The sequence below is a fragment of the Acinetobacter sp. ANC 5054 genome (assembly GCF_002135295.1).
In the GTDB taxonomy this organism is placed as follows: domain Bacteria; phylum Pseudomonadota; class Gammaproteobacteria; order Pseudomonadales; family Moraxellaceae; genus Acinetobacter.
Window position 1 is genome coordinate 253,783 of the sequence record NZ_NEGG01000003.1, and the last position, 26,630, is coordinate 280,412.

Annotated in this window: 21 protein-coding genes; 4 read left to right on the plus strand and 17 right to left on the minus strand. The window is 39.3% G+C overall.

What is annotated here, in order from left to right; all coding sequences use genetic code 11:
- Window positions 1-247: 247 nt before the first annotated feature.
- Both B9T33_RS04985 and trmB read left to right on the plus strand, forming a co-directional pair.
- Window positions 248-2,176 (plus strand): ATP-binding protein, encoded by a 1,929-nt coding sequence (locus B9T33_RS04985; protein ID WP_228145787.1) that lies wholly within the window; start codon window positions 248-250, stop codon window positions 2,174-2,176.
- A gap of 159 nt (window positions 2,177-2,335) precedes the next feature.
- The gene (gene trmB, locus B9T33_RS04990; RefSeq protein WP_086177846.1) at window positions 2,336-3,052 is read left to right on the plus strand and encodes a tRNA (guanosine(46)-N7)-methyltransferase TrmB; all 717 of its coding nucleotides are present in this window, start codon (window positions 2,336-2,338) and stop codon (window positions 3,050-3,052) included.
- A gap of 65 nt (window positions 3,053-3,117) precedes the next feature.
- On the opposite strand, the gene B9T33_RS04995 is transcribed toward trmB, so the two are convergent.
- The 8 genes from B9T33_RS04995 to B9T33_RS05030 all read right to left on the minus strand — a co-directional run bounded on the left by B9T33_RS04995 (window position 3,118) and on the right by B9T33_RS05030 (window position 12,442).
- Entirely contained in the window at window positions 3,118-4,734 is a 1,617-nt protein-coding gene (locus B9T33_RS04995) for a GMC family oxidoreductase (protein WP_086177847.1), read from the minus strand.
- A gap of 180 nt (window positions 4,735-4,914) precedes the next feature.
- Window positions 4,915-5,589: an SAM-dependent methyltransferase gene (locus tag B9T33_RS05000; RefSeq protein ID WP_086177848.1), complete on the minus strand. Its 675-nt coding sequence runs from the start codon at window positions 5,587-5,589 to the stop codon at window positions 4,915-4,917.
- 39 nt (window positions 5,590-5,628) lie between these two features.
- The gene (locus B9T33_RS05005; protein ID WP_086177849.1) at window positions 5,629-6,405 is read right to left on the minus strand and encodes a Rossmann-like and DUF2520 domain-containing protein; all 777 of its coding nucleotides are present in this window, start codon (window positions 6,403-6,405) and stop codon (window positions 5,629-5,631) included.
- A 213-nt stretch (window positions 6,406-6,618) separates the two neighbouring features.
- Window positions 6,619-7,644: a hypothetical protein gene (locus tag B9T33_RS05010; RefSeq protein ID WP_086177850.1), complete on the minus strand. Its 1,026-nt coding sequence runs from the start codon at window positions 7,642-7,644 to the stop codon at window positions 6,619-6,621.
- A gap of 120 nt (window positions 7,645-7,764) precedes the next feature.
- Entirely contained in the window at window positions 7,765-9,237 is a 1,473-nt protein-coding gene (locus tag B9T33_RS05015) for an OmpA family protein (protein WP_086177851.1), read from the minus strand.
- A gap of 189 nt (window positions 9,238-9,426) precedes the next feature.
- Window positions 9,427-10,662, minus strand: a complete 1,236-nt coding sequence (locus tag B9T33_RS05020) for a dihydroorotase (RefSeq protein WP_086177852.1) — start codon at window positions 10,660-10,662, stop codon at window positions 9,427-9,429.
- Between the two features lie 9 nt (window positions 10,663-10,671).
- Window positions 10,672-11,688 (minus strand): aspartate carbamoyltransferase catalytic subunit, encoded by a 1,017-nt coding sequence (locus B9T33_RS05025; RefSeq protein WP_086177853.1) that lies wholly within the window; start codon window positions 11,686-11,688, stop codon window positions 10,672-10,674.
- A gap of 400 nt (window positions 11,689-12,088) precedes the next feature.
- Window positions 12,089-12,442: a hypothetical protein gene (locus B9T33_RS05030; protein WP_086177854.1), complete on the minus strand. Its 354-nt coding sequence runs from the start codon at window positions 12,440-12,442 to the stop codon at window positions 12,089-12,091.
- A gap of 229 nt (window positions 12,443-12,671) precedes the next feature.
- On the opposite strand from B9T33_RS05030, the gene rlmKL reads away from it, so the two are divergent.
- Window positions 12,672-14,876, plus strand: coding sequence for a bifunctional 23S rRNA (guanine(2069)-N(7))-methyltransferase RlmK/23S rRNA (guanine(2445)-N(2))-methyltransferase RlmL (gene rlmKL, locus B9T33_RS05035; protein WP_086177855.1), 2,205 nt, complete (start codon window positions 12,672-12,674; stop codon window positions 14,874-14,876).
- A gap of 47 nt (window positions 14,877-14,923) precedes the next feature.
- Here rlmKL and B9T33_RS05040 read toward each other — a convergent pair whose 3' ends face one another.
- The 8 genes from B9T33_RS05040 to crp all read right to left on the minus strand — a co-directional run bounded on the left by B9T33_RS05040 (window position 14,924) and on the right by crp (window position 25,714).
- Window positions 14,924-15,430 (minus strand): hypothetical protein, encoded by a 507-nt coding sequence (locus tag B9T33_RS05040; RefSeq protein ID WP_143223996.1) that lies wholly within the window; start codon window positions 15,428-15,430, stop codon window positions 14,924-14,926.
- A 197-nt stretch (window positions 15,431-15,627) separates the two neighbouring features.
- On the minus strand, window positions 15,628-16,920 hold the full coding sequence (locus B9T33_RS05045; protein ID WP_086177857.1) for a DUF945 family protein: 1,293 nt from the start codon (window positions 16,918-16,920) through the stop codon (window positions 15,628-15,630).
- 128 nt (window positions 16,921-17,048) lie between these two features.
- On the minus strand, window positions 17,049-18,215 hold the full coding sequence (locus B9T33_RS05050) for a GNAT family N-acetyltransferase (RefSeq protein WP_086177858.1): 1,167 nt from the start codon (window positions 18,213-18,215) through the stop codon (window positions 17,049-17,051).
- A 9-nt stretch (window positions 18,216-18,224) separates the two neighbouring features.
- Complete coding sequence (locus B9T33_RS05055) at window positions 18,225-19,769, minus strand: GH3 family domain-containing protein (protein WP_086177859.1); 1,545 nt, start codon at window positions 19,767-19,769, stop codon at window positions 18,225-18,227.
- On the minus strand, window positions 19,769-20,599 hold the full coding sequence (locus B9T33_RS05060; RefSeq protein ID WP_086177877.1) for a hypothetical protein: 831 nt from the start codon (window positions 20,597-20,599) through the stop codon (window positions 19,769-19,771). Before B9T33_RS05060 ends, B9T33_RS05055 begins: the two co-directional genes overlap by 1 nt.
- 232 nt (window positions 20,600-20,831) lie before the next feature.
- Window positions 20,832-23,411, minus strand: coding sequence for an ATP-dependent chaperone ClpB (gene clpB, locus B9T33_RS05065; protein WP_086177860.1), 2,580 nt, complete (start codon window positions 23,409-23,411; stop codon window positions 20,832-20,834).
- A gap of 346 nt (window positions 23,412-23,757) precedes the next feature.
- Complete coding sequence (locus B9T33_RS05070) at window positions 23,758-24,807, minus strand: NADP(H)-dependent aldo-keto reductase (protein WP_086177861.1); 1,050 nt, start codon at window positions 24,805-24,807, stop codon at window positions 23,758-23,760.
- Between the two features lie 196 nt (window positions 24,808-25,003).
- Window positions 25,004-25,714 carry a cAMP-activated global transcriptional regulator CRP gene (crp, locus tag B9T33_RS05075; protein ID WP_086177862.1) on the minus strand — a complete coding sequence of 237 codons (711 nt, stop codon included), beginning with the start codon at window positions 25,712-25,714 and terminating at the stop codon, window positions 25,004-25,006.
- Between the two features lie 147 nt (window positions 25,715-25,861).
- Between crp and B9T33_RS05080 the strand changes: the two genes are divergently transcribed.
- Entirely contained in the window at window positions 25,862-26,290 is a 429-nt protein-coding gene (locus B9T33_RS05080) for an OsmC family protein (RefSeq protein WP_086177863.1), read from the plus strand.
- 126 nt (window positions 26,291-26,416) lie between these two features.
- On the opposite strand, the gene B9T33_RS05085 is transcribed toward B9T33_RS05080, so the two are convergent.
- Window positions 26,417-26,630: citrate/2-methylcitrate synthase (locus B9T33_RS05085; RefSeq protein WP_322853477.1), on the minus strand; the 214-nt coding region annotated here is incomplete at its 5' end.

The following is a 26,630-nucleotide window of genomic DNA, read 5'->3' on the forward strand; positions in this document are numbered from 1 at the left end:
AAGCTTAGGGTTATCATTGAACTGATACCTAATACCTACTGAATATTTTAAGCCAACTTAAGCATATTCAGTATCTAAGGCTTCATAAAAAGAGGAAAAATTCACATTTCAATGAAATATCTGTATATTGTTCATCAATAATTCAAACCAAATCAAACAAAAACAATCAATTAGCTTTTTATTTTTTCGGCATTTGCGCCAAATTATTTTTTTGTTGAATGAAACAAAAAACGGGGAAGTTATTGTGATGTTACAGGCTGATGAACAAAATTTAAAACATTTGAATAAACACCAAATGTTTTTTTTCAAATGGATTTTTTTATTTTGCATAAGTTGTATAGGATTATTTCATACCGCTCAAGCCAATACTGACTCAGGTGCAAATACTTCAGCTTGTAAAGTTAAAATCGAAAAAATTGAAGTCGCAAAAGCCAATCCTAATCAGCCACAATTATATCCTACCCAAGGTTGGGTCGACGTTGAAAAACTTCCTGACCGCTGGGAAAAACGCTGGCCAAATTATGCGGGTGTTGCTTGGTATAAATTTTTAATAAATTATCATTGTGATTCGCTTGTAGCTCGCGCTCCAATATCACTTGCCATCGAAAGCATTACTCATAGTGGGCGTGTATTTATTAACGATGAATTGCTTTGGCAAGATACAATTACAGCAGAAAGTGCTTCACGTAGCCAATATCATCCACGTATTTGGAATTTACCTGCATCAAGTTTAAAGCAAGGTCAAAATACTCTTTGGATTCAAACTTACGGCTCGATCACACAGAACTCAGGTATTGGTCACGTAATCATTGGAACGGATGAGGAAGTTAAACCCAAATACAATATTTGGCGTTTAGAAATGAGCCTATTGGTTCAACTGAGTGCCATGATCAATGTGGTGATCGGTGTCCTATATTTTCTATCATGGTTAGCAAACCGTAAAGAAAAAGCGTTTTTTTGGATTGCAGTGACGTGTTTCGGTTGGGTCATTTATAGTGCTTTTTATTTACGCACTGAGGCAATTCCCTACTTAACACCAATCACGATGGACCGTTTACAAAATATCTGCTTTTGTTTATATACCGTTTCAGGCTGTCTGGGTGCTTGGTATTTTGCCAATCGAACGTTTCCACGTATCAATATTTTCTTCATCATTTATTCAATAGCTGCAATATTCTGCATTGCATTTAGCCCTGTAGAATATTTAAGCCAAGTGATCTTTGTATTTTTTAATATTGCCGTTTTTATTTTTATTGGAAAATGTGCGACTTATCCTTTTATTGCCTATAAAGCAAAACTTCCTGAAACTTATATTATTGCAGTCATATATGTAATTTATATCCCCATCGCATTTCATGATGCGCATTTCATGATCACGATGGAAGGTCATCCTCTATCACCCTATAGCGCCCCACTGACTACATTAGCGATGGGTGCCGTTTTGGCTTTACGTATAGCACGTCATAAGAAGCAAATAGAACGCTTTAACCAAACGTTGAGTGAAAAAGTACAGCAAGCTGAGCAAAAGCTCACATCATCACTTGGGCAGCAACATAGTTTAGCCCTTGAAAATGCCCGCTTACAGGAACGCATCAATCTATCGCATGATTTGCATGATGGTTTAGGTGGTTCCATTGTCCGTTCAATCTTATTACTTGAGCAAAATAATCAGGTTGAAAAACCACAAGTGCTCTCTATGCTCAAGTTGTTTAGAAATGACCTACGCCAAGTTATCGACTCTGGCTCCAGTATTGACACTAAAGTTCCCCAAACCCCGATTGACTGGGGCGCACCTATCCGCCATCGTTTTGTACAGCTCTTTGATGAACTTGATATCAAATCTAAATGGCAATTTCCAACAACATGGATTACTCCACCAACAGCAGCACAATGTCTCAACCTGACCCGAGTAGCAGAAGAGACCTTGACGAATATTTTAAAACATAGTCAAGCCACTGAAGTACTCATCGCATTAACTGAATCTGAGAAACAATTGATCCTGCACATTGAAGACAATGGTATTGGATTTGATCCAACGCTAGTGGAACGTGGCCTTCATGTAGGTTTACATAGTATGAAAACTCGTATTTCACGTATAGGTGGACAATTTAAAATTGATTCTCAAGCGGGTTCTACGGTGGTACAAGCCATTTTACCGCGTGTAAAAGCAGCTTAATATTCAGACTCAGGTTTCAAAAGCAATTCATCCATTTGAAATAGCGAATGATTATGACTTTGCAGATGCGGAAATTCGGTGCTTTATGTTCAAAAAGTTTGACTTGTCAGACTCAGGACTTAAAATACCGCATTCGAATTTTTTACATTTGCCAAAGTTATGTCGAACGATCAATTAGACCAGCAAGCCGTAGAACTGGATAACCTAAACGAACACCGTGAAATCGTGACGTTTATGCGTCGTTCTACTCCACTCAATACTTCACAACGTACTGCGCTGGAACAATATGGTCATCTAATTTTGGAATATCCTGTTGGCGATTTGCGTCAACATTTTGAACATCCAGAACGCCCTTTAACCGTTGAAATCGGTTTCGGTATGGGTCGTTCATTGGTGCTCATGGCCAAAGCAAATCCTGAACGTAACTTTGTGGGTATTGAAGTACACGTACCGGGTATTGCGCAATGCGTTTATGAAGCGGGTATGGCAGGTCTAAATAACTTACGTGTACTTGATGCAGATGCCATTCAAGTCCTTCGTGAAATGCCTGACAATAGTATTAACACCGTTCAATTATACTTCCCAGACCCATGGCAAAAGAAACGTCATTTCAAACGCCGTTTTGTATCACATGACCGTATGCCATTGGTTGAAGAAAAATTAGAAATGGGCGGTACATTCCACGCGGCTACAGACTGGGAACCGTATGCAGAATGGATGCTAGACGTGCTAGATAATCGTCCACGTCTTGAAAACCTTGCAGGCAAAGGCAATAGCTACCCTCGTCCAGAATGGCGTCCGCAAACCAAATTTGAACGTCGCGGTATTGAAGCGGGTCATAAAATTAATGACTTCATTTTCAAAAAGATCAACTAATCGAATTTGAAAATAAAAAAACCACCAAACTTGGTGGTTTTTTTATCCCTGCCATTTCATCTTTCTTAAGCAACTTTCGCTGCTTGCTGAGTTTGGCGAATCAGATCGACAGCTTTCTCTGCAATCATCACCGTTGGCGCATTGGTATTGCCATTAACTACTGAAGGCATAATCGACGCATCCACGACACGTAAATTTTGAATACCATAGACCTTCAATTCAGGGTCTACTACGGACATATCATCCACACCCATCTTACAGCTACCGACAGGGTGATAAACCGTATCTACCCGCTGACGTAAGATGGCACGAATATCATCATCAGTCTTCACCAATGAAGTAAACAAATCCTGCTTATAATGCGTAGATAAAGAAGGCGATAACATCAGTTGTTGTGTCAATTTAAAACCTTTCACCAAATCTTCCAGATCTTGTTCATCTCCTAAGAAGTTCGGATCAATTAACAAAGGATCATTGATACTTGAACCGCTTAGTTTAATCGAGCCCCGACTGCGTGGATTTAGTAGGCAAACATGACAAGACAGACCATGACTGGCATGGAACTTACGTGCATGGTCATCTACCAATGCCACAACAAAATGTAGCTGTAAGTTTGGAATATCTAATTCAGGTGAGGATTTTATAAAACCACCACACTCAGCAAAGTTCGAGGCAATCATGCCACGTCGTTCTTTACGATAACGACCAATTTGCTTGACCATATCCATCGAACCCGAGATCGAAACACCAAAAGTACCTTGTGTTTCTTTTACGGTATAACCAAAAATAAAGTCTGGATGATCGTGGAAATTTTTTCCTACACCGGGCAAATGATGTTTCAACGCAATACCATGCGCTTGTAATTCAGCTTCATCGCCGACACCCGATAACATCAAAATTTGTGGTGATTGCATCGCACCGGCACTCAGCAATACTTCACATTTTGCTTTTAGATGCTTCATTTGTCCTGCATGTTGGACTTCAACACCTGTCGCCACTTTATTTTCTATGATGATTTTATGTGTTGTGGCTTTGGTCAATACCGTTAAATTTGGACGGTTTAAATGTGGAAACAAATAAGCTCGCGCCACACTACAACGCTCGCTATTAACATGGGTTACTTGGTAGACGCCTAAACCTTCCTGCTCTGCACCATTAAAATCATCTAGCACTTTATAGCCTTGAGCTTGTGCGGCCTCAGTATAACGCTGATGGAAAATATTGTCCGTTTGTACATCAGTGACGGATAACGGCCCTTCATTACCATGATATTGATTTTGTATGCGGTTATTATTTTCAGAACGGATAAAGTATGGCAGCACCTCATCGTATGACCAACCACTGTTGCCTTGTGCAGCCCATTGGTCATAATCATTTTTATGACCCCGAATATAAATCATGGCATTAATGGCAGAAGAGCCACCTAAGCACTTCCCTCGTGGTTGATATCCTTTACGACCATTTAAACCCGCTTGTGGCACCGTTTCAAATGCCCAGTTATTAATTTTAGTCGGTAAACTCACGACACATGCCGCTGGGATATTCACTGTCCATTGATCTCCCTGCCCACCGACTTCGAGTAGACATACGGAAACATTTGGGTCTTCACTCAAACGTGCAGCAAGTACACACCCTGCACTTCCCCCACCAATAACGATGTAATCGAAATCTGTTTGTGACATTATTTTCTATCCAATTGATTCTTTTTATACCTGAACAATAAGGGATTTTATGTAAGCTGAACAGTTGGTTTTGTTGAATTAATCAGTCAAATGAGGTCTGAGCTTAAGCATAACCTCAGCGTTCATACTATTGCTAAGCTTTTGTTACTTTAAAAACATTCAAATCAATGTCAGAGTCGATTAATCTTTCATTGCCCAATATGCAGCATAACTTAAGATTTGAGTAAAACAATGCACTGACTGGAAACCCATGTCTTCTAATAAACGCTCATAGTCTTTTTGCTCAATGAGGTGAAAATCATCTGCTAGACGCTGCATCATTTTTTTAGTTTGAATCTTGCTTAGCCCATTTTTTTCACAAAATTTTGGTAATACGAGCTTTTCTAACTCAGAATTAAACTGCATCAAATCGAAACTTAAAAATATGCCTTTTGCTTTAAGTAAATCATAGGCTTTTTGCAAGAATTTATGTTTTTCAGCATGTTCAATAAAATGCGTTACCAATATGCAAAGAACCGCATCAAATTGTTCTGTCTGCTCAAACTCAGTATGACTACCCAGCACAAAATTAACACGATGACTCTGCCTGAGTTCTTCGACCTGCTGTCGAGCTTTATGCAACATATTTTCAGACAGCTCTGTGACTGTAAAAGTCCATGTCGGACATTGAGCCAATAAATAATTCAGCTCATAACCTGTACCACAACCAATGATAAGAGTATGAGCTTCAGGTTCCAATACACTGTCTAAAATGGCTTGTATTTGCTGGTGCACCAATTCATATGCAGGAATTAATTTTCGAATATGCACATCATATCCATCGACCACTTGCTGTAGATTAAAATCTTTTGCCACGAGATATCCTTTTCTATTTTTGACTATGCTTTGAAAATTTTAAGGCTGATGGCGCTTTAAAATGTGCTGACTCAATATTGCGTATATTTGCTTTAAATCCATTTGCTGAGCATCTTCAAGCATATGCTCATGCATATTGATAATATTTTGATCGCCCCGCATTGCAGGCCCTGTTTGCATTTGTCGAGGTTCATGCTGCGTAGCTTTATTTGCAGTTTCCAACATCAGCGGATACAACAAACTAAAATCTACCTGTTGAGCATCCACCACTTGCTTCGCCATATCATAACAATAATTACTAAAATTACAGGCAAAGACCGCAGCCAAATGTAAGCTTAAGCGCTGTGCCGAATTATATTGATAGACTCGTTGGCTCAGGCTTTGCGCCAATTCTGTTAGTAGTCTTAAATCAGCACCATCAGCGGCTTCAACAAAAAGTGGCGTAGTACCCCAATCTACCTCTCGATCTAAGCTAAAGGTCTGCAAAGGATAAAACACGCCTGCGCGAGCATGATGCTGTGTTAATACATTTAGATTGGTACTTCCTGAGGTATGTACTATGAGCGCTTGTGGTAAAAAAACATGAAGCTGCTGAATGGCAGCTTTAATGGACTGATCACTCACCGCAATAATCACTAAATCAATTTCAGCATTGAGTTGCTTTGGGTCCGTGATAGCGATTGCACCCACCTTATCGGCAAGGACAGTGACCTTTTCTAGACTACGCCCATAAATTTGAATAATTTGATGTTGTTTTGCTAAGGTTTGTGCCAAATGATGTGCGACACGACCTGCACCCACCACACTGATTCGCATAATATTTTCAACTTAACTGGATTAGCCACAGCATGTCAGGAAATAAGCAAGGCTGCAATTATTCATTCGCAGGAAAAAATTCAACTATAAAATTCGCCTCATATTTGTTTTTGTCGAATGTTAAAAATGATTTTAATTCATGCGAGCAGTTAATAGGCAATAAAAAAGGGATGATAAATTCATCCCTTTTCCTCATTTCAATTTAATGGTTATTTAATTGAACACGTTGTTTAAGTAAACAATACGCTCCGTGGTTTTTTGATTAAAGCACTTAGTGAATTGCAATTCTTGATTTTCGCTTTGCATTGCGTTATCCCAATATTGCGAATGTTTTTGATAGGTTTCTTTTTCACTGTCACTTAACGAATACACTGATTTTTGTGCAAGAACTTTACAATCAACATCGCGCTTTTCAAACCAATCTGCTTGATCTTGTTGGAGTTGAGCTTTTTGTTCATCGCTGAAGCGATCCCAAGTTTGATTCAAACGATCTACGACAGCAGCATTGTCTTGATCTAACTCTTTCTTGCGAATATCCATCGCCTTCTGGGCAAGACTCGTTTGAGCTGTGTCATTTTCAGCACTTTGTTTATAGTATTCTTCATTTTGCTTGTTTTGCTTGTTATATGCTGCATATAACACGGCATGACGAGTCACAGTTACCACACCATCAATGACGTCATTTTGGCTTGGCACACTTAAGCTCAACCCATCTTTATCTGTTTTGGTAATGCTGTAACTGAAGTTTCCTTTCAACTGGTCATTGTCCATGCTCAAACCAGATTCGCCATCTTCAAGTGAGTCATTTAGCGTATACGTTGAGCGATCTTCACATTCGTCACATGGACGCTCAGCAAAAGCATTTTCAGCACGTTTTTGTAAGCCTTTTGGAAAGATCACTTGTAGTTGACTCGCACATTCTAGCGTTTTGGCTTTATCTGGATCTTCAGTCAGTGTGGTGATGTTCTTAATTTTGAATTGAAGATTTTTCACAATTAAGTCCATCAATTGCTGATCTGGCTCATAATCTGAATGACGTAATTGCTTATTTAATTCATTTAAATATTCAGTTTTTAAATGTTCCTGAAGTTGGTCGATATTGGCTTGTGCTGTACAACTCCAATCCTCTAAAACTGGTGTTTCTGACTTCACTTCAGCATCTTTTTTATTTTTAAAATAATCACAACCTGACATAAGCGCCACAGACATCATCAGGCTCGTTAACATTATTTTTTTCATAGTTTTAAATTACCAATACATTTTATTATTCGGGCGTATTCTACTCAAAAACTAAACCCTTTGACGAGAAAAAACCCTGCGTTTTTCAGGGTTTTTTCAATTTTTCAGTCAGATTGAAGATTAATTACGTGTTTCAGTCACACCTTCTTCATTCACTTCACGAACTTTGCCATTGTCAGTATTGAGTACTTCAAATTCGATACGACGGTTTTTAAATTGGCCTTCTTTGGTACTGTTATCTGCAACAGGTTTTTCTTGACCATATCCCACTGCTTGCAATTGTGCTGGATCAACACCTTTTGATACCAAGTAATCAACAACAGATTGCGCACGCTCTTGAGACAATTTTTTGTTTGCACTCGCATCGCCCACTGCATCGGTATGCCCTTGTACAGTTAAATGGACTTGTGGAGCACGTTGCATTAACGCCGCTGCCTGATCCAAAATAGATTTATTTACTTGAGGAATATCTGAAGAGCCCGTAGCAAAATTAATAATCTGTAAATTCAATGCAGTTGCCACATCCAAAGCACGGATTTGATCTGGATTAATACTTGCCAAGGCTTTCTGCGCATCAGAAATACTATTATCCACCGTTGTTTGTTCATTGACACCTTCTTGCACCATCACAGTCATATTTTTCGCTAATGGTTTGATTTGCTCTGCCAAATTTTTCGCATCTGCTGGGTTGGTAGAAAGGATTGAAATTTGCTTTTCGGTCCATGTTAAAGTTGTATTTGGCACACCTTTGAGTTTTTGTAAAACAGTAGGAATCGTATCTTGATCAATAAACTCGTTATGATAACTCGCATCAGAAGTCGCACCACAACCTGTCGCAAAAGTAAAAATTTGCTTCACTTGTTGTTGCAAAATATCTAGATAAGTTGCATCGCCAGTTTGGATTTGGCAGTTTGTTAACATGCCATCTGTACCAGTCGTCAACTGAAGCCGAGCAGGTTGAGTGGCTGCGGTTTGAGTTACGGTTGTCGCAGAAGTTGCAGGCTCTTCTTTTTTACTACAGGCTTTAAATAGGAATGTGAGTAAACCCAAAATAATCAATAATGCGATCAGTGGAATGAGCCAATTTGATTTCTTTTCTTCCGCGACTACTGATGTAGGTTCAAGCACAGGTGCTTGATGTAGTGTACGCCCAGCAGCAGTATTAATACCGAGTCCTGCTAGGATCGGTAAAGCCCATTGTGGAACTGCTGACAAAATTCGATCTGCATGTGTGTCTAATAAATGGGTAATGGCAGATGGATCGGAAGAACCCGCTTCATTTTCCAATACACCGAGTGTTGGCGCAATTGATTTGTTGAGTGAATGTTCAATTTCAGATGCAGGTGCACCACCACTTAAGTGGTTTAAAAATTGATCTTTTAAATTTGGATTTGCAGTGAAAATATCGGTAATTCTAGGATTTAACTGTTTTTGGAGGCTTTCAACGAGTTGAGGTTTTGAACGAAAAATACTCAGTAAAATTGGAATAAACTGATTAATTGCTGAATTTTTTTCGAATAAATGTGTAGTGTCACCGTCTAGTGCAATTGCAGAAACTTGCTGTTTCACAAGTTCGATTAAATCAATAGTCATACTACTGCTCCATGCTCTTCTCATTATTTTCGTGTGTAATTCAGTTTATATGCTTATTTTTTAATCAGATGTAATAATTTGTTCTCATATGTCAACGATTTATTTTCTTGTTTTATTTTCTATATTTATAAAAAAAGCCAGCCGTAGCTGACTTTGATTTTTAAAATAGGATTTCAGTATATTTATCCATTAAGCATAAAAAGACTGAACCACTTTACCTTTTACTGTTTGGTTAATGAGTGGCGTATTTTTACCATTTGAAACGATGCTGTCTTTATTAATGGTCCATTCTAATTCTGGATCAATCATCACCCAACCTGCTTCTTTCAACCAACGCTCTTGCATATTTGCAACTTTGGCTGGAATAACCGTTACTTTCTCAACCCATTCAAGTGGTGTTAACAAACCTTCCTGAATCAGTTGCATTCCAAACGGAACATAAGTATCAAATGCGGTAAAGCCCGGTTGCGTTTCAGCAAAAGGCGCCATTTTTGCAGAACTGCTGAGTGGTTCATGATGTGTACAAATCGCATCAATGACACCATCTTTTAGCCCTTGGCGCAACAAATCTTTGTCTTGTTCTGAGCGTAGGGGCGGACGAACATGTGCAAGCGAGTTGAAACCATCAATCAATTGATCAGTCAGATGCAATTGGTGCATCGCAACATCACAAGTCACAGGTAAACCTTTGGCTTTGGCTTGTTTAATCAGTTCAACCGAAGCACCTGACGACAATAAACCGAAGTGTGCACGTACTTTCGTTGCTTCTACGATTAATAGATATTTTGCAATTGCTACGGTTTCAGCCAAAGCTGGAATCATTGGCAAACCTTGACGTGAAGCAACAAAGCCTTCATGTACACAGCCATCTTTAGCAATCTGATGTTCTTCAGCATAGAACACCACCGTCAAGTTTAAACCTGCTGCATATTCCAAGGTACGAATAACAACATCATCATCCATAAAGGGAGCATAAGCATTCGAAACTGCGGTACAACCACCTTTTTTCAAGCCTGCCATATTGGCAGGTTGCTTACCCATTAGACCTTGGGTTTGCGCACCAATGACTTGTAGATAAATACCCCCATCTAACATGGCTTTTTCAACCAGACCGTGGATCAAAGCGCCATTGTCTTGCACAATGGGTTTTGAGTCTGGCGGTGTAAACACATGCAAAATACCATTGGCACGCGCTGCTTTACCTTCGGATTTTAAAGTCCCATGTTGCTGTTGACCCGGCTCACGAAGTCGTGCACATAAGTCCACCATGCTTGGCATAAGCCATTTGCCTTGACCGTCAACTGTTTCAGCAACTGTTGCAGTTTCAGCAACCAAGCGACCATTTTCAATAAAGACCGTTTGTACGCTATCGGTTTTTTTGATTGGGTCTAAGACACGTACATTTTCAATTTTTACAATACTCATGACTTTCCCTTAACCTGCAATCGCTTCTAACAAACCTTTTTCTTGCAATTGACCTTGCATCGACAAAGCCAAAACTGCCATACGTACAGCAATACCGTTGGTCACCTGTTGCAAAATGACCGATTGCTTACCATCTGCAATACTAGAATCAATTTCAACACCACGGTTCATCGGGCCTGGATGCATGACAATACAGTCTGGTTTAGCCAAAGCTAACCGTTCTTTGTTCAAACCATACATTTTGTAGAATTCAGCTTGGGAAGCCAAAGCTGGTGAATCAATGCGTTCGTTTTGAATACGTAAGGTAATGATCACGTCACAATCACGAATACCATCTTCCATGTTGTTAAACAGGCGAATACCATCGCTATAGTCATCAAAACCATAAGGAAGCAATGTATTTGGTGCAATCACACGGATGTCTTTACAACCTAATGTTTGCAAAGCGGCCACGTCTGAACGAGCAACACGTGAATGTTTAATATCACCAATAATTGCAATTGAAATGTCTTCAAAATTCTTTTTGGTTTCACGGCGAATGGTTAACATGTCTAACATGGCTTGGGTTGGATGCGCATGACGACCATCCCCTGCATTAATAATCGCCACATGAGGACAAACGTCTTTGGCAATAAAATGCGCTGCACCTGAAGTAGAATGACGCACGACAAAAATGTCAGTTGCCATCGCCTCTAAGTTCCATAACGTATCTCGTAGAGTCTCGCCTTTTGATGTACTTGAACGTGCAATATCAATGTTCAATACGTTTGCAGACAGACGTTTTGCTGCCGCTTCAAAAGTGGTACGGGTACGGGTAGAGTTTTCAAAAAACAGGTTCATCACTGTACGACCTTCAAGCAGGTTATTGGTGATGAGCTGATTTTGGTCATTAAAAAAGGACTGTGCAGTGTCCAATATTTTTGTGAGGGTTTCTTTAGAAAGACCTTCGATGGTGAGGAAATGTTTTAAGTTACCATCTTGGTTGAGTTGAATCTGGCTCGGAGTATGCAATGCCGCTAAGTGCATGAGAGATTCCTAATCGTTAAGTCAACGCATTATACAGACATTCAATCTAAATGGCAGTTGAAGTTTTCAACATTCAATGTAAAACGACGATGGTAATAAAAATGCATTTTCAAATTCCTATCTATCATTTCAATTAGATAAATTAAACAAAAATCGTTAAACTGGCTGCTTCCTCAGACTAAAACCCCGATTTCATCGCTGATTTAAAACAGCTAATTTACTTATAGATCAAGCTAGTTATCTTTGATTTCTTTATTCATAAAAATATTTAAAAATAGAAATAATTTCCAAAAAGATGAACCGATTTTTCTAAAATAGACGTTGGACTGCGTTTCAAAGACAGTCCATTTCAGTATTAAATTTAATTCAAAAAACTTACATATTTTATTGTATGAATAGCTTATCGCAGCGCACCAATATAACGATGTGAAACTTGGGCTTTATAGATATCTTCCGCAGTAGGCTCATTTGCATAGAGCTCATTTTCAGGTAGTAATACAACAGGTTCTACAATTGCATCAACCGTTTCAATCGAATCTTCAAGTTTTAATTCTTCATATAAACGTGCAACTAGACGTGCCAACTCAGCATCGGACGTGTCCAATGCTAATTGGGCAACATAATGTGCATATGCAGTATTTTCGACCATATATAAAGCATCAACAACGCGCCCACTGACACGGCGTAAACGTGCATACATTAACGTGGCAATTGAAAAAGCATTTGAATGGTTATCTATCGCAAAACCTGACATGGTATATCCACCGAATAATTAGAAGTATTAAAAGTTTTTTAGTCTGTTCAGGCTTGAAGAAGCAATTTCTATACCATTAGCGTGATTATTCCCGCAAAGAATATCGATCAAAAAATATAAAGCCGTGTGAACTGAGCAATATTTTGCTAACAACTAAGCAATATCGTCCGCCCAAATACACGAAAATACGTTAAAATGTGCGATTGCTTTTTTGCCTTTGGAAATTTACATGAATTCGAAACCACGTCTTTCTACATATTGGGTTACCTGTGCAGATGGACTTGAAACCTTACTCCGCGAGGAAATTGAAGGTTTGGGTGTTCAAAATGTTGAGCAATTCCCGGGTCGTCTTGTATTCAAAGGCACATTAGAAGATGCATATCGTATTTGTATGTGGTCACGTTTAGCCTCTCGTGTTCTTACCCCTATTCACACGCATGAACTTGAGTTCACTCATGATGCTCGTGATGTGGCTGAAGAGCTCTATGAAGGTGCAATCAACTTTGATTGGTCGCTTATTTTTGCACCACAAAGTACCTTTGCCATTCGCTTGCACGTTGAACGTGATATTAAAGTAAATACCCAATTTGCTACCTTGCGTGTCAAAGATGGTGTCGTAGATTCCTTTATGGAAGCTGTTGGCAAACGCCCAAGTATCGACATTAAACAACCTGAAATTACCTTGTATGTATTAGCTGGCAAAACTGAACATACTTATTGCTTAGATTTATCGGGTGACTCACTGCACAAACGTGGTTACCGTCGCTATATGACCGATGCGCCAATTAAAGAAAATTTGGCTGCGGCGATTTTGCAAAAAGCTAAACTTAAAGAGCACAACCCCGATATTATTCTTGACCCAATGTGTGGTTCAGGGACATTTATTATTGAATCGCTCATGATCTTGACAGATCGTGCACCGGGTCTGGTTCGTCGTTTTGGCTTTAACGGCTGGAATGGTCATGACCATGAACTTTGGATGTCGATTAAAGGCGAAGCTGCAGAACGTCACAAAGTTGCATTAGAACAACCACTTCCTCAATTTTATGCTTTTGATGCAGACTGGGAAGCAGTAAAAGCAACTAAGCAAAATATTATTGCTGCTGGTTTTGAATCTGTTTTAGATCAAATCAAAATGGAAGAACGTACTCTTGCAGATTGGCCAGATTTCCAAGCAACTGGCAAAAAAAGCTTTATTGTTACCAACCCTCCATATGGTGAGCGTTTAGGTGATAAAGCTTCAAACCGTGCTTTGTACTTAGGTTTATCGGCACTATTACAAAAGAACTTCCCGAACCAACCTGCTGCCGTAATTGCCTCTCAAGTTGAACAGGCAGACGTTCTTGCATTTAACGATCCGCAAATTTTACGTTTAATGAACGGTAAACTACCGATCTATATTCGTTTTGGTACAGTCAAACCTGCAGCAGTGCAAAAGCCTTTCCTTGAACACTGGGAACCTCAACAATTTGAAAAAATTGAAGGTGCAGAAGACTTTACTAACCGTCTGCAAAAGAACATGCAGAATTTGAAAAAATGGGCCGTTAAAGAAAATATTTTCTGCTTACGTTTATACGATGCCGACTTACCAGACTTCAATGTTGCGGTAGATTTATATGGTGATCGTTTACATGTACAAGAATATGCACCACCGAAAAAAATTGACCCAGAAAAGGCTAAAAAACGTTTTAACTTAGCATTACAAGCGATTCGCTCTGTAACTGGCCTAGGTCGTGATGCGATTTTTATTAAAACACGTGCACGTCAAGAAGGTAAAAACCAGTACACCAAACAAAGTACCGCTTCTAAACGTTTTATCGTACAAGAAGGTAAAGCGAAAATCTTAGTCAACTTAACCGACTATTTGGATACTGGTCTATTCCTAGACCACCGTCAAATGCGTTTACGTATTGCCAAAGAAGCACGTGGTAAACACTTCCTGAATTTGTACAGTTACACATCTACTGCTAGCCTTCATGCTGCTCTAGGTGGCGCTGCGAGTACAACCAGTGTCGATTTATCTAATACCTATTTGAATTGGTCTAAAGAAAACTTCGTATTGAATGGCTTAACTGTTGATCATGCCGATGAACAACATCAGTTCTTCTCAAGCGACTGTTTTGAGTGGCTTAAAGAAGGTCATGAACAATATGATTTGATTTTTATTGACCCACCGACGTTCTCAAACTCGAAAAAATTCTACGGTACTTTCGACGTTCAACGTGACCACATGTCATTACTTAAACGCGCAATGAACCGTTTAACAACCGATGGTACGTTGTACTTCTCAAACAACTATCGTGGTTTTGAAATGGATGATGTCATTCTTGCGATGTTTGATGTCGAAGAAATCAGTAATGAAACCATTGGACCTGATTTCAAACGCAATACGAAAATCCACCGTGCATGGAAAATCACCCATCCACAGTTGTAATTTTCGTATAAGTTAATGCATCGTTAATTTGTCAGAAATGAAGCACCTCAGTGCTTCATTTCTACCACAACGCCGTCAGGATAAGTCACCCGAATATTTTCACGGGGTTCTTGAAATACAACTCGATTGGTTGGAGCAATATCAGATGATTGCATGGTATTCATTTGATCTGCTGCTCGTCTTTTCTGCAAAATATAATCACTCATGGTTGACCCTTCCAATTGGTTTTCCTGAATAATTTTATTATTGCGACTCGACTTGTTCGCAGAACTCTTATGTTGCTCCTCTTTGGACTTCGCTGCTTCTTCTTCTATATTCCCTAACGTCTCTTGGCTAAACTGCCCCTTGGATTGCAATTCTGTAGCCAAGCGCTGATCTGAAATTGTAGTTCCTGCATAAAGACCCAAGCTAAAACATGATAATGCAACGGCACCAAACAGCCTCTGCAGTGGATATGATTTAATGAATTTCATTTTTAATAATCCAATTCCAGAAGGATTAAACCGTTGAAGCAAGCTTAACTGTAATGCGTGTTTATTGTTTTGCATCTTCATGATGACTGTCCTATTTTTGTTGTATTTGGCTGAGTGCTTCATGACGCTATCAATTTTTATAGCATGCAGCAATGACTTGAGCTTGAACATCCGACAAAGCGTTTCATAAATTTTTTCAAACCATTTCGCTCAATAAAACTGCAGCAGATAAAAAAACCGCCAGTAATACTGACGGTTTTTAGGATTCTTCGTTTACTTTATTTCGCTGCTTGACCAAATAATTTTTGACCAAATTTATATTGCATGCTCATCACCATATTGTCGCCATCACGCTTGCCCTGACCTGATGATTCTAATCCCGTGAACATTACTTCAATTTCTTGCCCTGAAACCGTTTTGCCTTGTAGCTGTAAATAGTTATTCATAACCGCTGTCATCATATTTTTATCAAAACTTAGGTCAGCTTTGAAGTCGAGTAAGCTCGGTACCATTTTCACGAATGACTCTATAGAAGCATGATGACCGGGCATCATTTTACCTTCAAGGTTCGCTGTAGCTTTTCCACCACCCACACTTATACTATTACTCGTGGATTTGAAATCAAGACCTTGCCCTGCAATTGCGAGAAATGCTTGCGCCATTTCTTCAGAAGACTCACTTACATCTTCACAAGAGCTCTCAACCTGATGCCAAAGATCACTAAATGCTTTTACTTTATCCAAACTCACTTTATTCAGCTCAATATTTAAAGCCAGATCTTTAGTAATGGGCGATCCTGGAAAATCCATTTCACTGGCTTTTAAATGCCCAATAAAATCAACATCGTTATCATTCACTTGCGTTTCCCAACGCAAATCCATGCCCCGCATGCCAGCATTAAAATTTGCATCTAATCGTTTAATCGAGCCAGCTTGAATCTCAAAGAAGCCTGATTCTAAATTTTGTTGATTTAAACCTTGATTGGTTCTAATCGCTAGATTTTGAATCATGGTTTGTTCCTGTCCTTCAGAAACACGTACCACAGGCAATTGCAGGAAAAGTTCCGTCATTTTCACGGGTTGGCCCGGTCGACTAAAAGTGTGCACAGCCAATTGCATGGCATCTGCTTGTATGTTTTTGCCTTCACTTTGCGTTTTTATGGCAGGAATTTCCAAATGTGTTTTGGTTTGCCCGAGCCAGTTGACTGTGGTTTTGGCATTTAGATCTGATTTGAGCAAATTTGCAGCTTTTGCCGTGCTCTGATCTTGAATCACTTTAAATGCTGAATCGATGTTATACCCTTTAAATCCACGATGAATCGTATCGTGCCCACGCATCACAATACGATCTTTCGGGACACAAGGGTCAGTTTTCATGGTAAGTTCCCAATCTACACTGCCCCCCATCATCCCCATTTGATAGTTAAAGTATTTAACTTCAACATCTTTCACCGTTGACCAATTGTCTTTTTCATAAAATGCGGCTAAATTTTTATCTGCATATAAATTCGCACCAACAACGGTCGCTGAAATTACGGCTAAACCGCCTATACCCCATATCAATTTTGACATGTCTAACTCATTCTGATTATTCTTTGTCCAGTATATAGAATAATCTAGTTACATAAGTATACAATTCGGATTATTTTAAATGATTGAATTGACAGTTTTTATTTAATTCAACGATTTATTAAAACAATTTAAATGCGACCTACTTCAAAATAACTAATTCGTTTCCGATCAAACCGAGCATAAGGATTGCCACTAAAGCTATGGAAAAAATGCTTAGCTTTAAGCACATGAGAGGTGGTATTTTTCATCCACTGAATACGTGGATCATTTTCAGCCAAAGTTACACAATAGGTCTCTTTACCGCGACTTTTAGTTTGCTCTTTTGCATGAAAAATGAGGCTTGAAAACACCTCAACATGCTCTGGGTGACATATCGGACTATGCAACATCAAATAGTCAAAGGTTCCATTGATTTGTGGAAGTGATAACACACCTCTCACATTGGCATAGGCATTATAAAAAGGTCTGATTAACTTCAATGGCTTGGAATAATCAATTACACGTGTTTGTTTAAATCCCTTTTGGTTCCATAAACCATATAAACCAACCAAGCTATGATTCGTATCATAAATCATGAAAAAATCATTCAGTGCCATACCCTTCCAAAAGGGATGATTACCCTCAGCCAATCCATTGAAATCATAAGTGGGGAAAAAATTATAAAGTTCCTTCATTTTTAAAATAAAGTCATTTGCCTCTGGAATTAAATCCCGAGATAGAACTTTAATGCGGTATGAGCTGAAGTTCTTAGGTTTAGCAGCTTGTGATACCGTAAAGGTTCGAATTTCATCATAAAAATATGGCAACGGAAACCCTTTGCGCTCATTGTGTAAAATATTGGCAGCGACTAAGTTTCCATCAAGCACGACACTTTCAAATATCGTTTCTTTAGAAATTTCATCATGCACATAATCCATGAGTAATCGCATGACTTTTCCACCCCGATAATCGGGATGCATACGCAGGTCTGCGACATAGCGCATCAAGTCAGGTTGTCCATTGATATAGCAATAGCGCCAGCCTAAATTCATCATAGCTATGACCATTTTAGGATTATCGACGGGTACAACAACCTTTAAATCTGGACGATTGTACTGAGCTTGCGTTGCGGCAAAATAACTCTGTACACGTTCGTAAGATAAGGTAATACCATTACTGGGCACAGTTTCAGCGCTAAGCTTCATTAACTGTTCATCATCGGCTGAAGTGGCATTTCGAACTGCAAATTTGCTTTCATTTTTCGACTGATAAAGTTCCATTTCTTCAAATGGCGTATCGAGCACTGCAATATCCATATTTTTTACTCAAATTATTTTTGTTTTCATTTTCTTCAATGGCTCTGGCTTAATATTGCCTTCGATCATGCCATTATTCATTGCAAGGGTTTTGTAATAATCCCAAGCATCATCCACATGTTTCACTTCAGGTTCATCCAGTTGCCCCAAATCACGTGCCAATTCATAATGAAAATATTGCTTCAAAGACCTATCTAAATCTTGTGCCGTGGGTTGCTTGTCGACATTACCTTCACTCAACAAAATGTAATGCGGCTTTTTATCTGAACATTGTTCAATCCCCAGAATACTAATCGGCAAATAATCATCTTGTTTAAACTGAGCCAAAATCTGCACAGCAGCATTGTGATCTAATTTTTCACCCACGAGGTCGACCGTCATTTTTCGACCAAGAAATTGGAAGCATGGAACTTGTTCATAAAAATCCATAACTTCTAACTCATCATCAATCACATAACGAATTAGGCCTGAACCCGTTGTAATTACCGGACTGACGATATCACCCAGTTTTAACTGCCAAGATGGTACGACTTGATTAGTGTCCTGCAATAAGAACTCATAAAAATGTGACTGATAACTCAGCATAAAGCGATCTGCAAATGGAATGGTCACTACACCTTCCGTCGCCCACAGACCTTTACCTTCAAATGCCACACCGTCTACGCGTTGCTGTAATTGCTCAGCCCATTGTGCAGCACTTGCCGTATCCCAACTAGAAATTAAACTCAATTTAGGCCAGAGTTTCTTCCATGCACTAGCATCAGTTAAATCAAGCTGTTGTAGCTTGTAACACTGCTCACAGGATTTTGGCACGGCTAAAAAATTTAATCCTTCGCGTTGCCAGTTTCCATATTTAAGCACATGGATAATTTCATCTTTGGATTGCTGAATAATGTCGAGCAATTGCAAAGCAAAGGTTGGGCTCCATACAGAAATCATCCCGAGATGCTTATCTGCCACCAAATACACAGCCGTTGCAAACATCGCGTCTTCTGCTGATGATGCCAATGCTATTTCTGTCGGCACGGATTGGGTAATTTTACTTAATACCCGCTTCGAGACATTTAACAAAGCACTGTCATCATTCAAGTTACTATTTTCTAATAGCTTGCGCTGACTTTCAGGTAGCCACGACACCGACCAATAATGCGTCGAGTTTTTAAGCTTTGGATGCTCACGATATAAATTACACAGCCATAAACCTATCGCTTCATCTAATTCATCCAAGAACAATTGAGTATATGGAATAAATTTAATGGCTTCACTGGAACCACTGGTGGGTTGAAAGCGCACAATTCGACCAGGTCCCAAGCTATTTTTACCACTACTTCGGGACTGCTCAATTTTGCTTTTCCAATTTGCATATCGGGTCAATGGAAACTTTTTAGTAAATTGCTCATAACTCAAATTTTGAGAAATATGCTGCGTTAAAAATCCACGGAGTTTATTTCGCTGCACCAATTCAAGCTGATTTGCTTGCTGTATATAACGTTGATAGGCTTTACGGCAAGCAAAATCTAAAACTTGATGCGCAGAAGACAAAAGCAGTCCCATTAAGCCACCTTCGAATCAGAACCTGCTGCAATGTGTAAGGCACGTGTTTTATATCGAAGTTTACTGTCATGTTTACTGACGCTGGTGGTCTTGGTCAGGAAGCGATTGACATAGCGGTATAGATCACTCCAACGAAGTTCACCAATACAGGGTAATTCTGTACCTTCAACCCACGTTGGGTTTTTATCTTCAAAAAATGCGATTTTGGTGTTGTTCTCACGCATCTCATTGGTAATTGGTGCGACGTCTGCTTTTAGCGGTTGGTAATCGTCACCAAAATTCAATAAGCCTGTATCGCGGTTATAGTATTCAGCAAAATATTCTTTGCAATACGACTCGACAAAATCCTTCAAATGGGCATTTTTCGCACCATAATGTGGATAATAACTGTAGTAATTATTTGCTAAGAGTAAATAGGTTTTAAAGCCTTTAGAAATCAAAATCCAATACACAGGAGTACGTGGATGGCGAAACTTAAAGGTCACTATATAGCGGAACATAGCACGGGTAAGTGCCCGATTTCCCCAATATTCTTTTTCAATAATAGTATCACCACTAAAAAATGCATGACGTGCTTTACCATCTACAACAAAATCACGTTCCATGACCGTTGAAAAACCGACGATTTGATTATTTTTAGGTTCGACAATAAAAAAAACACCCGTTTTTTCAAGAAAATCACGCTCAAATATCTCATATCGCGTATTGGCATAGTATTTTTGATAAATAATATACATGCGCTTCAATTCTTGAACCGTGACATCACCTGTGTGCTTGTACTGACTAAAAGGTTCTTTTTTGATCTGTCTAAGCAGTTTAAATTCCATCATAATCATTATTCCCTGTTGCCATCCATTCATGATGAATCGCTATATTTTTTTTGTTTTACAGAACACTCACATGATTGATCATTGTGGTGCGGACGTCATATTAGAGGGTGAAAACTATAAATTGCAATCAACTTTACGTTTTTAAACGTAAAATATGACAAGCGTAAAATAAAGAAACCCGGTCTAAACCGGGTTTCTTATTAAGTAACGTTAATTACTCAATTTGTGCATTTTAGTTGAGTTTCATCTTGTCAAAACTAAGGTGGTCGCCCTCTGCTTGAATGACAATGGTGTCACCCGGTTGGAAAGCACCTGACAAGATTTTTTGTGCCAAGCTATTTTCAACTTGTTGCTGAATTGCACGTTTCAGAGGTCGTGCACCGTATACCGGATCAAAACCAGCTTCGATTAACAGTTCAAATGCACTGTCTTCAATCGCCAAGCTCATGTCTTTATCCGCTAAACGAGAACGTAAACGATCCAACTGAATATCTGCAATGCCACGAATTTGTGCTTTTTCGAGAGAATGGAAAACGACCAACTCATCAATACGGTTCACAAACTCCGGACGGAAATGCTCAGAAACAGCAGCCATCACCACAGCACGAACTTCTTCTCTCGTTGGATTGTTTCCTAACTCACGTACATCGGTCGAACCCAAGTTTGAAGTCATGACAATAACCGTGTTTTTAAAATCAATCACACGACCTTGCGAGTCAGTTAAACGACCATCATCCAACACTTGTAGCAAAATATTAAACACATCTGGATGTGCTTTCTCGACTTCATCGAATAACACCACACTATAAGGTTTACGACGTACAGCTTCTGTCAATACACCGCCTTCTTCATAACCCACATAGCCCGGAGGTGCACCAACTAAACGGCTGACCGAATGTTTTTCCATAAATTCAGACATATCGATACGAATCATCGCATCGTCACTGTCGAACAAGAAATTTGCCAATGCTTTGGTCAATTCAGTCTTACCCACACCTGTTGGTCCAAGGAATAAGAATGAACCACTTGGACGGTTCGGGTCAGATAAACCCGCACGTGAGCGACGTACCGCATTTGATACAGCAACCACAGCTTCGTCCTGCCCTACGACACGGTTATGTAGAAACTCTTCCATGTGTAAAAGTTTTTCACGTTCACCTTGCAGCATTTTCGCCACAGGAATACCCGTTGCCGCACTAACGACTTCCGCGATTTCATTTTCAGTCACTTTGGTACGAATCAGTTTTGGTTCCTCATTGGTTTCCGCAACTTCTTCTTCATCCAATCGTTTTTGTAGCTCTGGAATCACACCATATTGCAGACGACTTGCTTCAGCTAAATCACCTTCACGCTGTGCTTTTTCAAAGGCTGTACGCGCTTTATCAAGCTCAATTTGCGCTTGATTTGTACCATCGACTAAGCGTTTTTCTGCAATCCACTGTTCTTCAAGATCGCTATATTCTTTTTGAACTTCAGTAATTTGCTTTTCAAGATGTTCAACTTCAGCTTTCGATACAGAGTCTGCATCTTTTTTCACGGCTTCAAGCTGCATTTTCAATTGAATTAAGCGACGGTCTAAACGGTCAAGCGGCTCAGGTTTTGAGTCAATTTCCATTTTAATACGTGACGCAGCTTCATCAATCAAGTCAATGGCTTTGTCAGGCAGCTGACGGTCCGTAATATATCGATGTGACATTTTCGCCGCTGCAATAATCGCAGAATCCAAAATTTGCACGCCATGATGCGTTGCATATTTCTCTTTTAGACCACGTAAAATTGCAATGGTGTCTTCAACACTCGGTTCATCGACCAATACTTTTTGGAAACGACGTTCAAGCGCCGCATCTTTTTCAATGAATTGACGATATTCATCTAGAGTGGTTGCACCAACACAGCGTAATTCACCACGTGCAAGTGCAGGTTTTAACATATTCCCTGCATCCATTGCACCTTCGCCTTTACCTGCACCCACTAGCGTATGCAACTCATCGATAAATAGGATGATTTCACCATCATATTTTGCAAGGTCTTTTAAAACGGCTTTGAGTCGTTCTTCAAATTCACCACGGTATTTAGCACCTGCAAGCAATGAACCTAAGTCAAGTGACAATACACGTTTACCTTTTAGACTTTCTGGCACTTCACCATTGACAATACGCTGTGCCAATCCTTCAACAATCGCTGTTTTACCAACACCCGGCTCACCAATCAGCACTGGGTTGTTTTTACTACGACGTGATAAGACTTGAATGGTACGACGGATCTCTTCATCACGACCAATGACAGGGTCAAGTTTGCCTTCTAATGCACGTGCATTTAAGTCCAAGGTATATTTGCTGAGTGAATCACGTTGATCTTCGTGGTTATTACTCATTACTTGTTCACCGCCTCTAATATTTTCAATTGCTTGGCGTAATTTATCTGTTGTTACGCCTACACTATTTAATAAAGTTTTTGTTTTGCCTGTTTCAGCTAAACCGAGGATGACCCAATCGGTAGAGAGAAATTCATCCCCCGCTTTTTGTGCAAAGCTATCTGCTAAATTTAAGGCTTTAACCGCTTCAGGATTGAGATTGATATCCCCCGTAGGATTTGAAATCGTAGCGGTATCCTTTAAGGCTTGTTGAAGCTTGCTTTTTAAATCTGGAAGATTAGCACCAGCCTGCTGCAATAGACTTTGGTTAGATGGTTCTTCTAACAAAGTAGCAAGGATATGTATTCCCTCTATAGCGCTATGGTCTTTACCCATGGCTAAAGATTGTGCATCGGATAATGCTTGCTGCAGACGGTTTGTGAATTTTTCAAATCGCATTCTTGTTATACCTCACAACAAATTTTGTACTTGAAGCATATATGGGAGTCATATTTGAAATTTCAAATACATTTTTTAAATATTTTCAATAAGTTAATTAATTAAATTAGATGAACTTCAATTATAATATTGGTCTTTAATACAAAAATTTCAAGTACTTTAGTACGTTTTTATGCACGAATTGTTTCTGTTCAAAAGTTGCGAAAGGTCTGTATATTTTCATGTCAAATTTCGAATAAAAATGACACGAGATATTTTCAAATTATTTCGCTTTTAATGTTTTAAAGTCATAAAAAAAGCCCGCAAAATTTGTAGGCTTTTTCAACATATCATTTATACGAACGGATTACGGTGCTGGATTTGGCTGTTGGCGATGTATCGCTTCAATTCCATGTAAGACTTCTTCAGATAAATTGATCTCAAAAGCATCAATATTTTCTTTCAGTTGTGCCACATTAGTAGCGCCAATGATGGTACTGGTGACAAAAAATTGTTGCTTAATAAATGCCAAAGCCATTTGCGTTAAAGTCAAACCATGTTGTTCAGCAAGTTGTGCATATTGCTCAGTGGCTGATTCACTTTCTGGGTTTGAATAACGACTAAAGCGTGAGAACAGTGTCACCCGTGCATTGGCAGGTCGTGCACCATGACGAAACTTCCCTGTTAAATAGCCAAATGCCAATGGTGAATAAGCCAGTAAGCCTACGCCTTCATAATGCGCAATTTCTGACATACCTATTTCATAAGTACGATTTAGGAGACTATAGGGGTTTTGCACGCTGACAAATTTTTCTAAACCTAATTTTTCTGCCAAATGCAAAAATTTCATGGTCCCCCAAGGCGTTTCATTTGAAAGCCCGATATAGCGAATACGACCTTTTTTAATCTCTGCACTTAGCGCAGTTAATGTTTCTTCTAATGCAGTTATGGTCTGATCACTATGGGCTTCTGCATTTCCGTAGCCCAACTTTCCAAAAAAGTTAGTAGGACGCTGCGGCCAATGCAATTGATAGAGGTCAATATAATCTGTTTGTAAACGTGCGAGCGATTGATCTATTGCAGATTCAATTTCTGCTGCAACAAATTTGGTTTTTCCATCACGAATATGACTGCCACCTTGTGAAGGTCCTGCAATTTTGGATGCCAAGAATAATTTGTCACGTCCACCACGTTCTGCAATCCAGTTTCCAATGATCTTTTCAGTCGAACCTTGCGTCTCAGGCTTCGGTGGAACTGGATACATTTCAGCAGTATCCCAAAAGTTCAATCCACGCTCCAAGGCATAATCTAGCTGTTCAAAAGCTTCAGCCTGAGTATTTTGCTCACCGAAAGTCATGGTACCTAAACAGATTTCCGGAACTAAAATTCCAGTATTTGCCAGTGGTTTAAATTGCATGTGCTTATGATTTCCTATTCTTGCTCTTGTGATAAATATTGAACCAACGCTTAAGCTTAACCAAAATATACGCTTTGTTTAAATCATAATTTACTGTTTATTTGTCATATATTTTGCGAAGTAATTTTCATCTAACTTTTTATTAGGCATAAAAAAAGCAAATCCTCAGATTTGCTTTTTCTCACGGCAAGAATAATTATTCTTCGTCGTCAAAATCTTCAGTCGCAATTTGGCTTTTTTCTTCTAATGATGCATCAAAGATGAGAATTGCTTTACCATCAGTTTCGATCATACCTTGTTCTTCTAGTGTTTTGAGAACACGGCCCACCATTTCACGAGAACAGCCTACAATACGGCCAATCTCTTGACGTGTAATACGAATCTGGCGACCATTTGGCAAGATCATTGCCTCTGGTTGAGAAGATAAGTCGATCAAGCAACGTGCAATTCGACCAGATACGTCGATAAATGCGAGATCCGTTACTTTACGGGTCGTATTTTTTAGACGACGTACCAGCTGTGCAAATACTGCATAGCTTAGATCTGGATATTGCTTACTTAATTCATGAAAATTTTCATAGGTAATCTCAGCAATTTCACATACATCACGCGTACGTACTTCAGCAGTACGTTGCGCATTTGCTTCGAATAGACCCATTTCCCCAAAAAAGTCACCCGCATTTAAATACGCAACTACGATTTCACGCTCATCATCTTCGCGTAAAATAATAGATACTGAACCTTTAAGAATCAAATATAGAGATTTTGATTCTGAGCCCGCATCTATAATAGTTGTACGTTTTGGGTAACGATTTATATATGCACGTTTTAATAACGCCTTCACCGACTCAGGCAATTGCCCTGGAGATAGCGCATCTGTGCTAAGTTGTGAAAAGTTTGAAGTCATGCTAACAGTTCCGAATATGGATAAAATATAGATCGCACAAGACCTAATTTGAACTTGTCACACGTAAGAGTTGAAATTCCTTATCAACTCAATTTATGTTAGTGTACAGGTACTGCGTAAATTTATAGCTTTTTTTAGGGACTTGCAATGCAAACTAGTGTTCATTGGCTAGAGAATGTTGCTTTTGAAGCAAAAACTCAAAGTGGTCACTCTATTATGATGGATGGATCAGCTGAATATGGCGGTGAAAACCGTGGTCCACGTCCAATGGAACTGATTTTGACAGGTCTCGGTGGTTGTGCTTCTTTTGATATTGTGACGATTTTAAAGAAAGCGCGTCAGGATATTACAGACGTTCGTTGTGAGCTTAAAGCTGAACGTGCAGATACCATTCCTGCGGTATTTACCAAAATTCATTTGCACTTTGTTGTAACTGGCCATGCCGTAAAAGAAAAGCAAGTTGCTAAAGCAGTTGAACTTTCTGCTGAAAAATACTGTTCAGCAAGCAAAATGCTAATGGATGGTGGTGTTGAAATTACTCATGATTTTGAAATTTTAGAAGCTGAAGCTGCTTAATAACTCAAATCATGCAAAAGCCGCATTCAATGCGGCTTTTTTGTGTTTCACATTTAAGTGAAACCAATCATTTTATCATTTTAATAAATGAATAATCATCAGCGAACTACACTTAATAAGCCTGAACTATGCAGCAGATCGTTCAGCAATTGGTACAACTTTGCGTAACTCAGGGCCTGTATAATCCGCACTTGGACGAATAATACGGTTGTCGGCACGCTGTTCCATCACATGTGCTGCCCAACCTGTGACACGTGACATCACAAAGATCGGCGTGAATAACTTAGTTGCAATATCCATGAAGTGATATGCCGATGCATGGAAGAAGTCTGCATTACAG

Excerpts from the sequence above, each read along its gene's own strand:
- B9T33_RS04985 (WP_228145787.1), top strand. The coding sequence starts at position 248 with ATGTTACAGGCTGATGAACAAAATTTAAAACATTTGAATAAACACCAA.
- trmB (WP_086177846.1), top strand. The coding sequence starts at position 2,336 with ATGTCGAACGATCAATTAGACCAGCAAGCCGTAGAACTGGATAACCTA.
- B9T33_RS04995 (WP_086177847.1), bottom strand. The coding sequence starts at position 4,734 with ATGTCACAAACAGATTTCGATTACATCGTTATTGGTGGGGGAAGTGCA.
- B9T33_RS05005 (WP_086177849.1), bottom strand. The coding sequence starts at position 6,405 with ATGCGAATCAGTGTGGTGGGTGCAGGTCGTGTCGCACATCATTTGGCA.
- B9T33_RS05010 (WP_086177850.1), bottom strand. The coding sequence starts at position 7,644 with ATGAAAAAAATAATGTTAACGAGCCTGATGATGTCTGTGGCGCTTATG.
- B9T33_RS05015 (WP_086177851.1), bottom strand. The coding sequence starts at position 9,237 with ATGACTATTGATTTAATCGAACTTGTGAAACAGCAAGTTTCTGCAATT.
- B9T33_RS05020 (WP_086177852.1), bottom strand. The coding sequence starts at position 10,662 with ATGAGTATTGTAAAAATTGAAAATGTACGTGTCTTAGACCCAATCAAA.
- B9T33_RS05025 (WP_086177853.1), bottom strand. The coding sequence starts at position 11,688 with ATGCACTTAGCGGCATTGCATACTCCGAGCCAGATTCAACTCAACCAA.
- B9T33_RS05030 (WP_086177854.1), bottom strand. The coding sequence starts at position 12,442 with ATGTCAGGTTTTGCGATAGATAACCATTCAAATGCTTTTTCAATTGCC.
- rlmKL (WP_086177855.1), top strand. The coding sequence starts at position 12,672 with ATGAATTCGAAACCACGTCTTTCTACATATTGGGTTACCTGTGCAGAT.
- B9T33_RS05040 (WP_143223996.1), bottom strand. The coding sequence starts at position 15,430 with ATGAAGATGCAAAACAATAAACACGCATTACAGTTAAGCTTGCTTCAA.
- B9T33_RS05045 (WP_086177857.1), bottom strand. The coding sequence starts at position 16,920 with ATGTCAAAATTGATATGGGGTATAGGCGGTTTAGCCGTAATTTCAGCG.
- B9T33_RS05050 (WP_086177858.1), bottom strand. The coding sequence starts at position 18,215 with ATGGATATTGCAGTGCTCGATACGCCATTTGAAGAAATGGAACTTTAT.
- B9T33_RS05055 (WP_086177859.1), bottom strand. The coding sequence starts at position 19,769 with ATGGGACTGCTTTTGTCTTCTGCGCATCAAGTTTTAGATTTTGCTTGC.
- B9T33_RS05060 (WP_086177877.1), bottom strand. The coding sequence starts at position 20,599 with ATGATGGAATTTAAACTGCTTAGACAGATCAAAAAAGAACCTTTTAGT.
- clpB (WP_086177860.1), bottom strand. The coding sequence starts at position 23,411 with ATGCGATTTGAAAAATTCACAAACCGTCTGCAGCAAGCATTATCCGAT.
- B9T33_RS05070 (WP_086177861.1), bottom strand. The coding sequence starts at position 24,807 with ATGCAATTTAAACCACTGGCAAATACTGGAATTTTAGTTCCGGAAATC.
- crp (WP_086177862.1), bottom strand. The coding sequence starts at position 25,714 with ATGACTTCAAACTTTTCACAACTTAGCACAGATGCGCTATCTCCAGGG.
- B9T33_RS05080 (WP_086177863.1), top strand. The coding sequence starts at position 25,862 with ATGCAAACTAGTGTTCATTGGCTAGAGAATGTTGCTTTTGAAGCAAAA.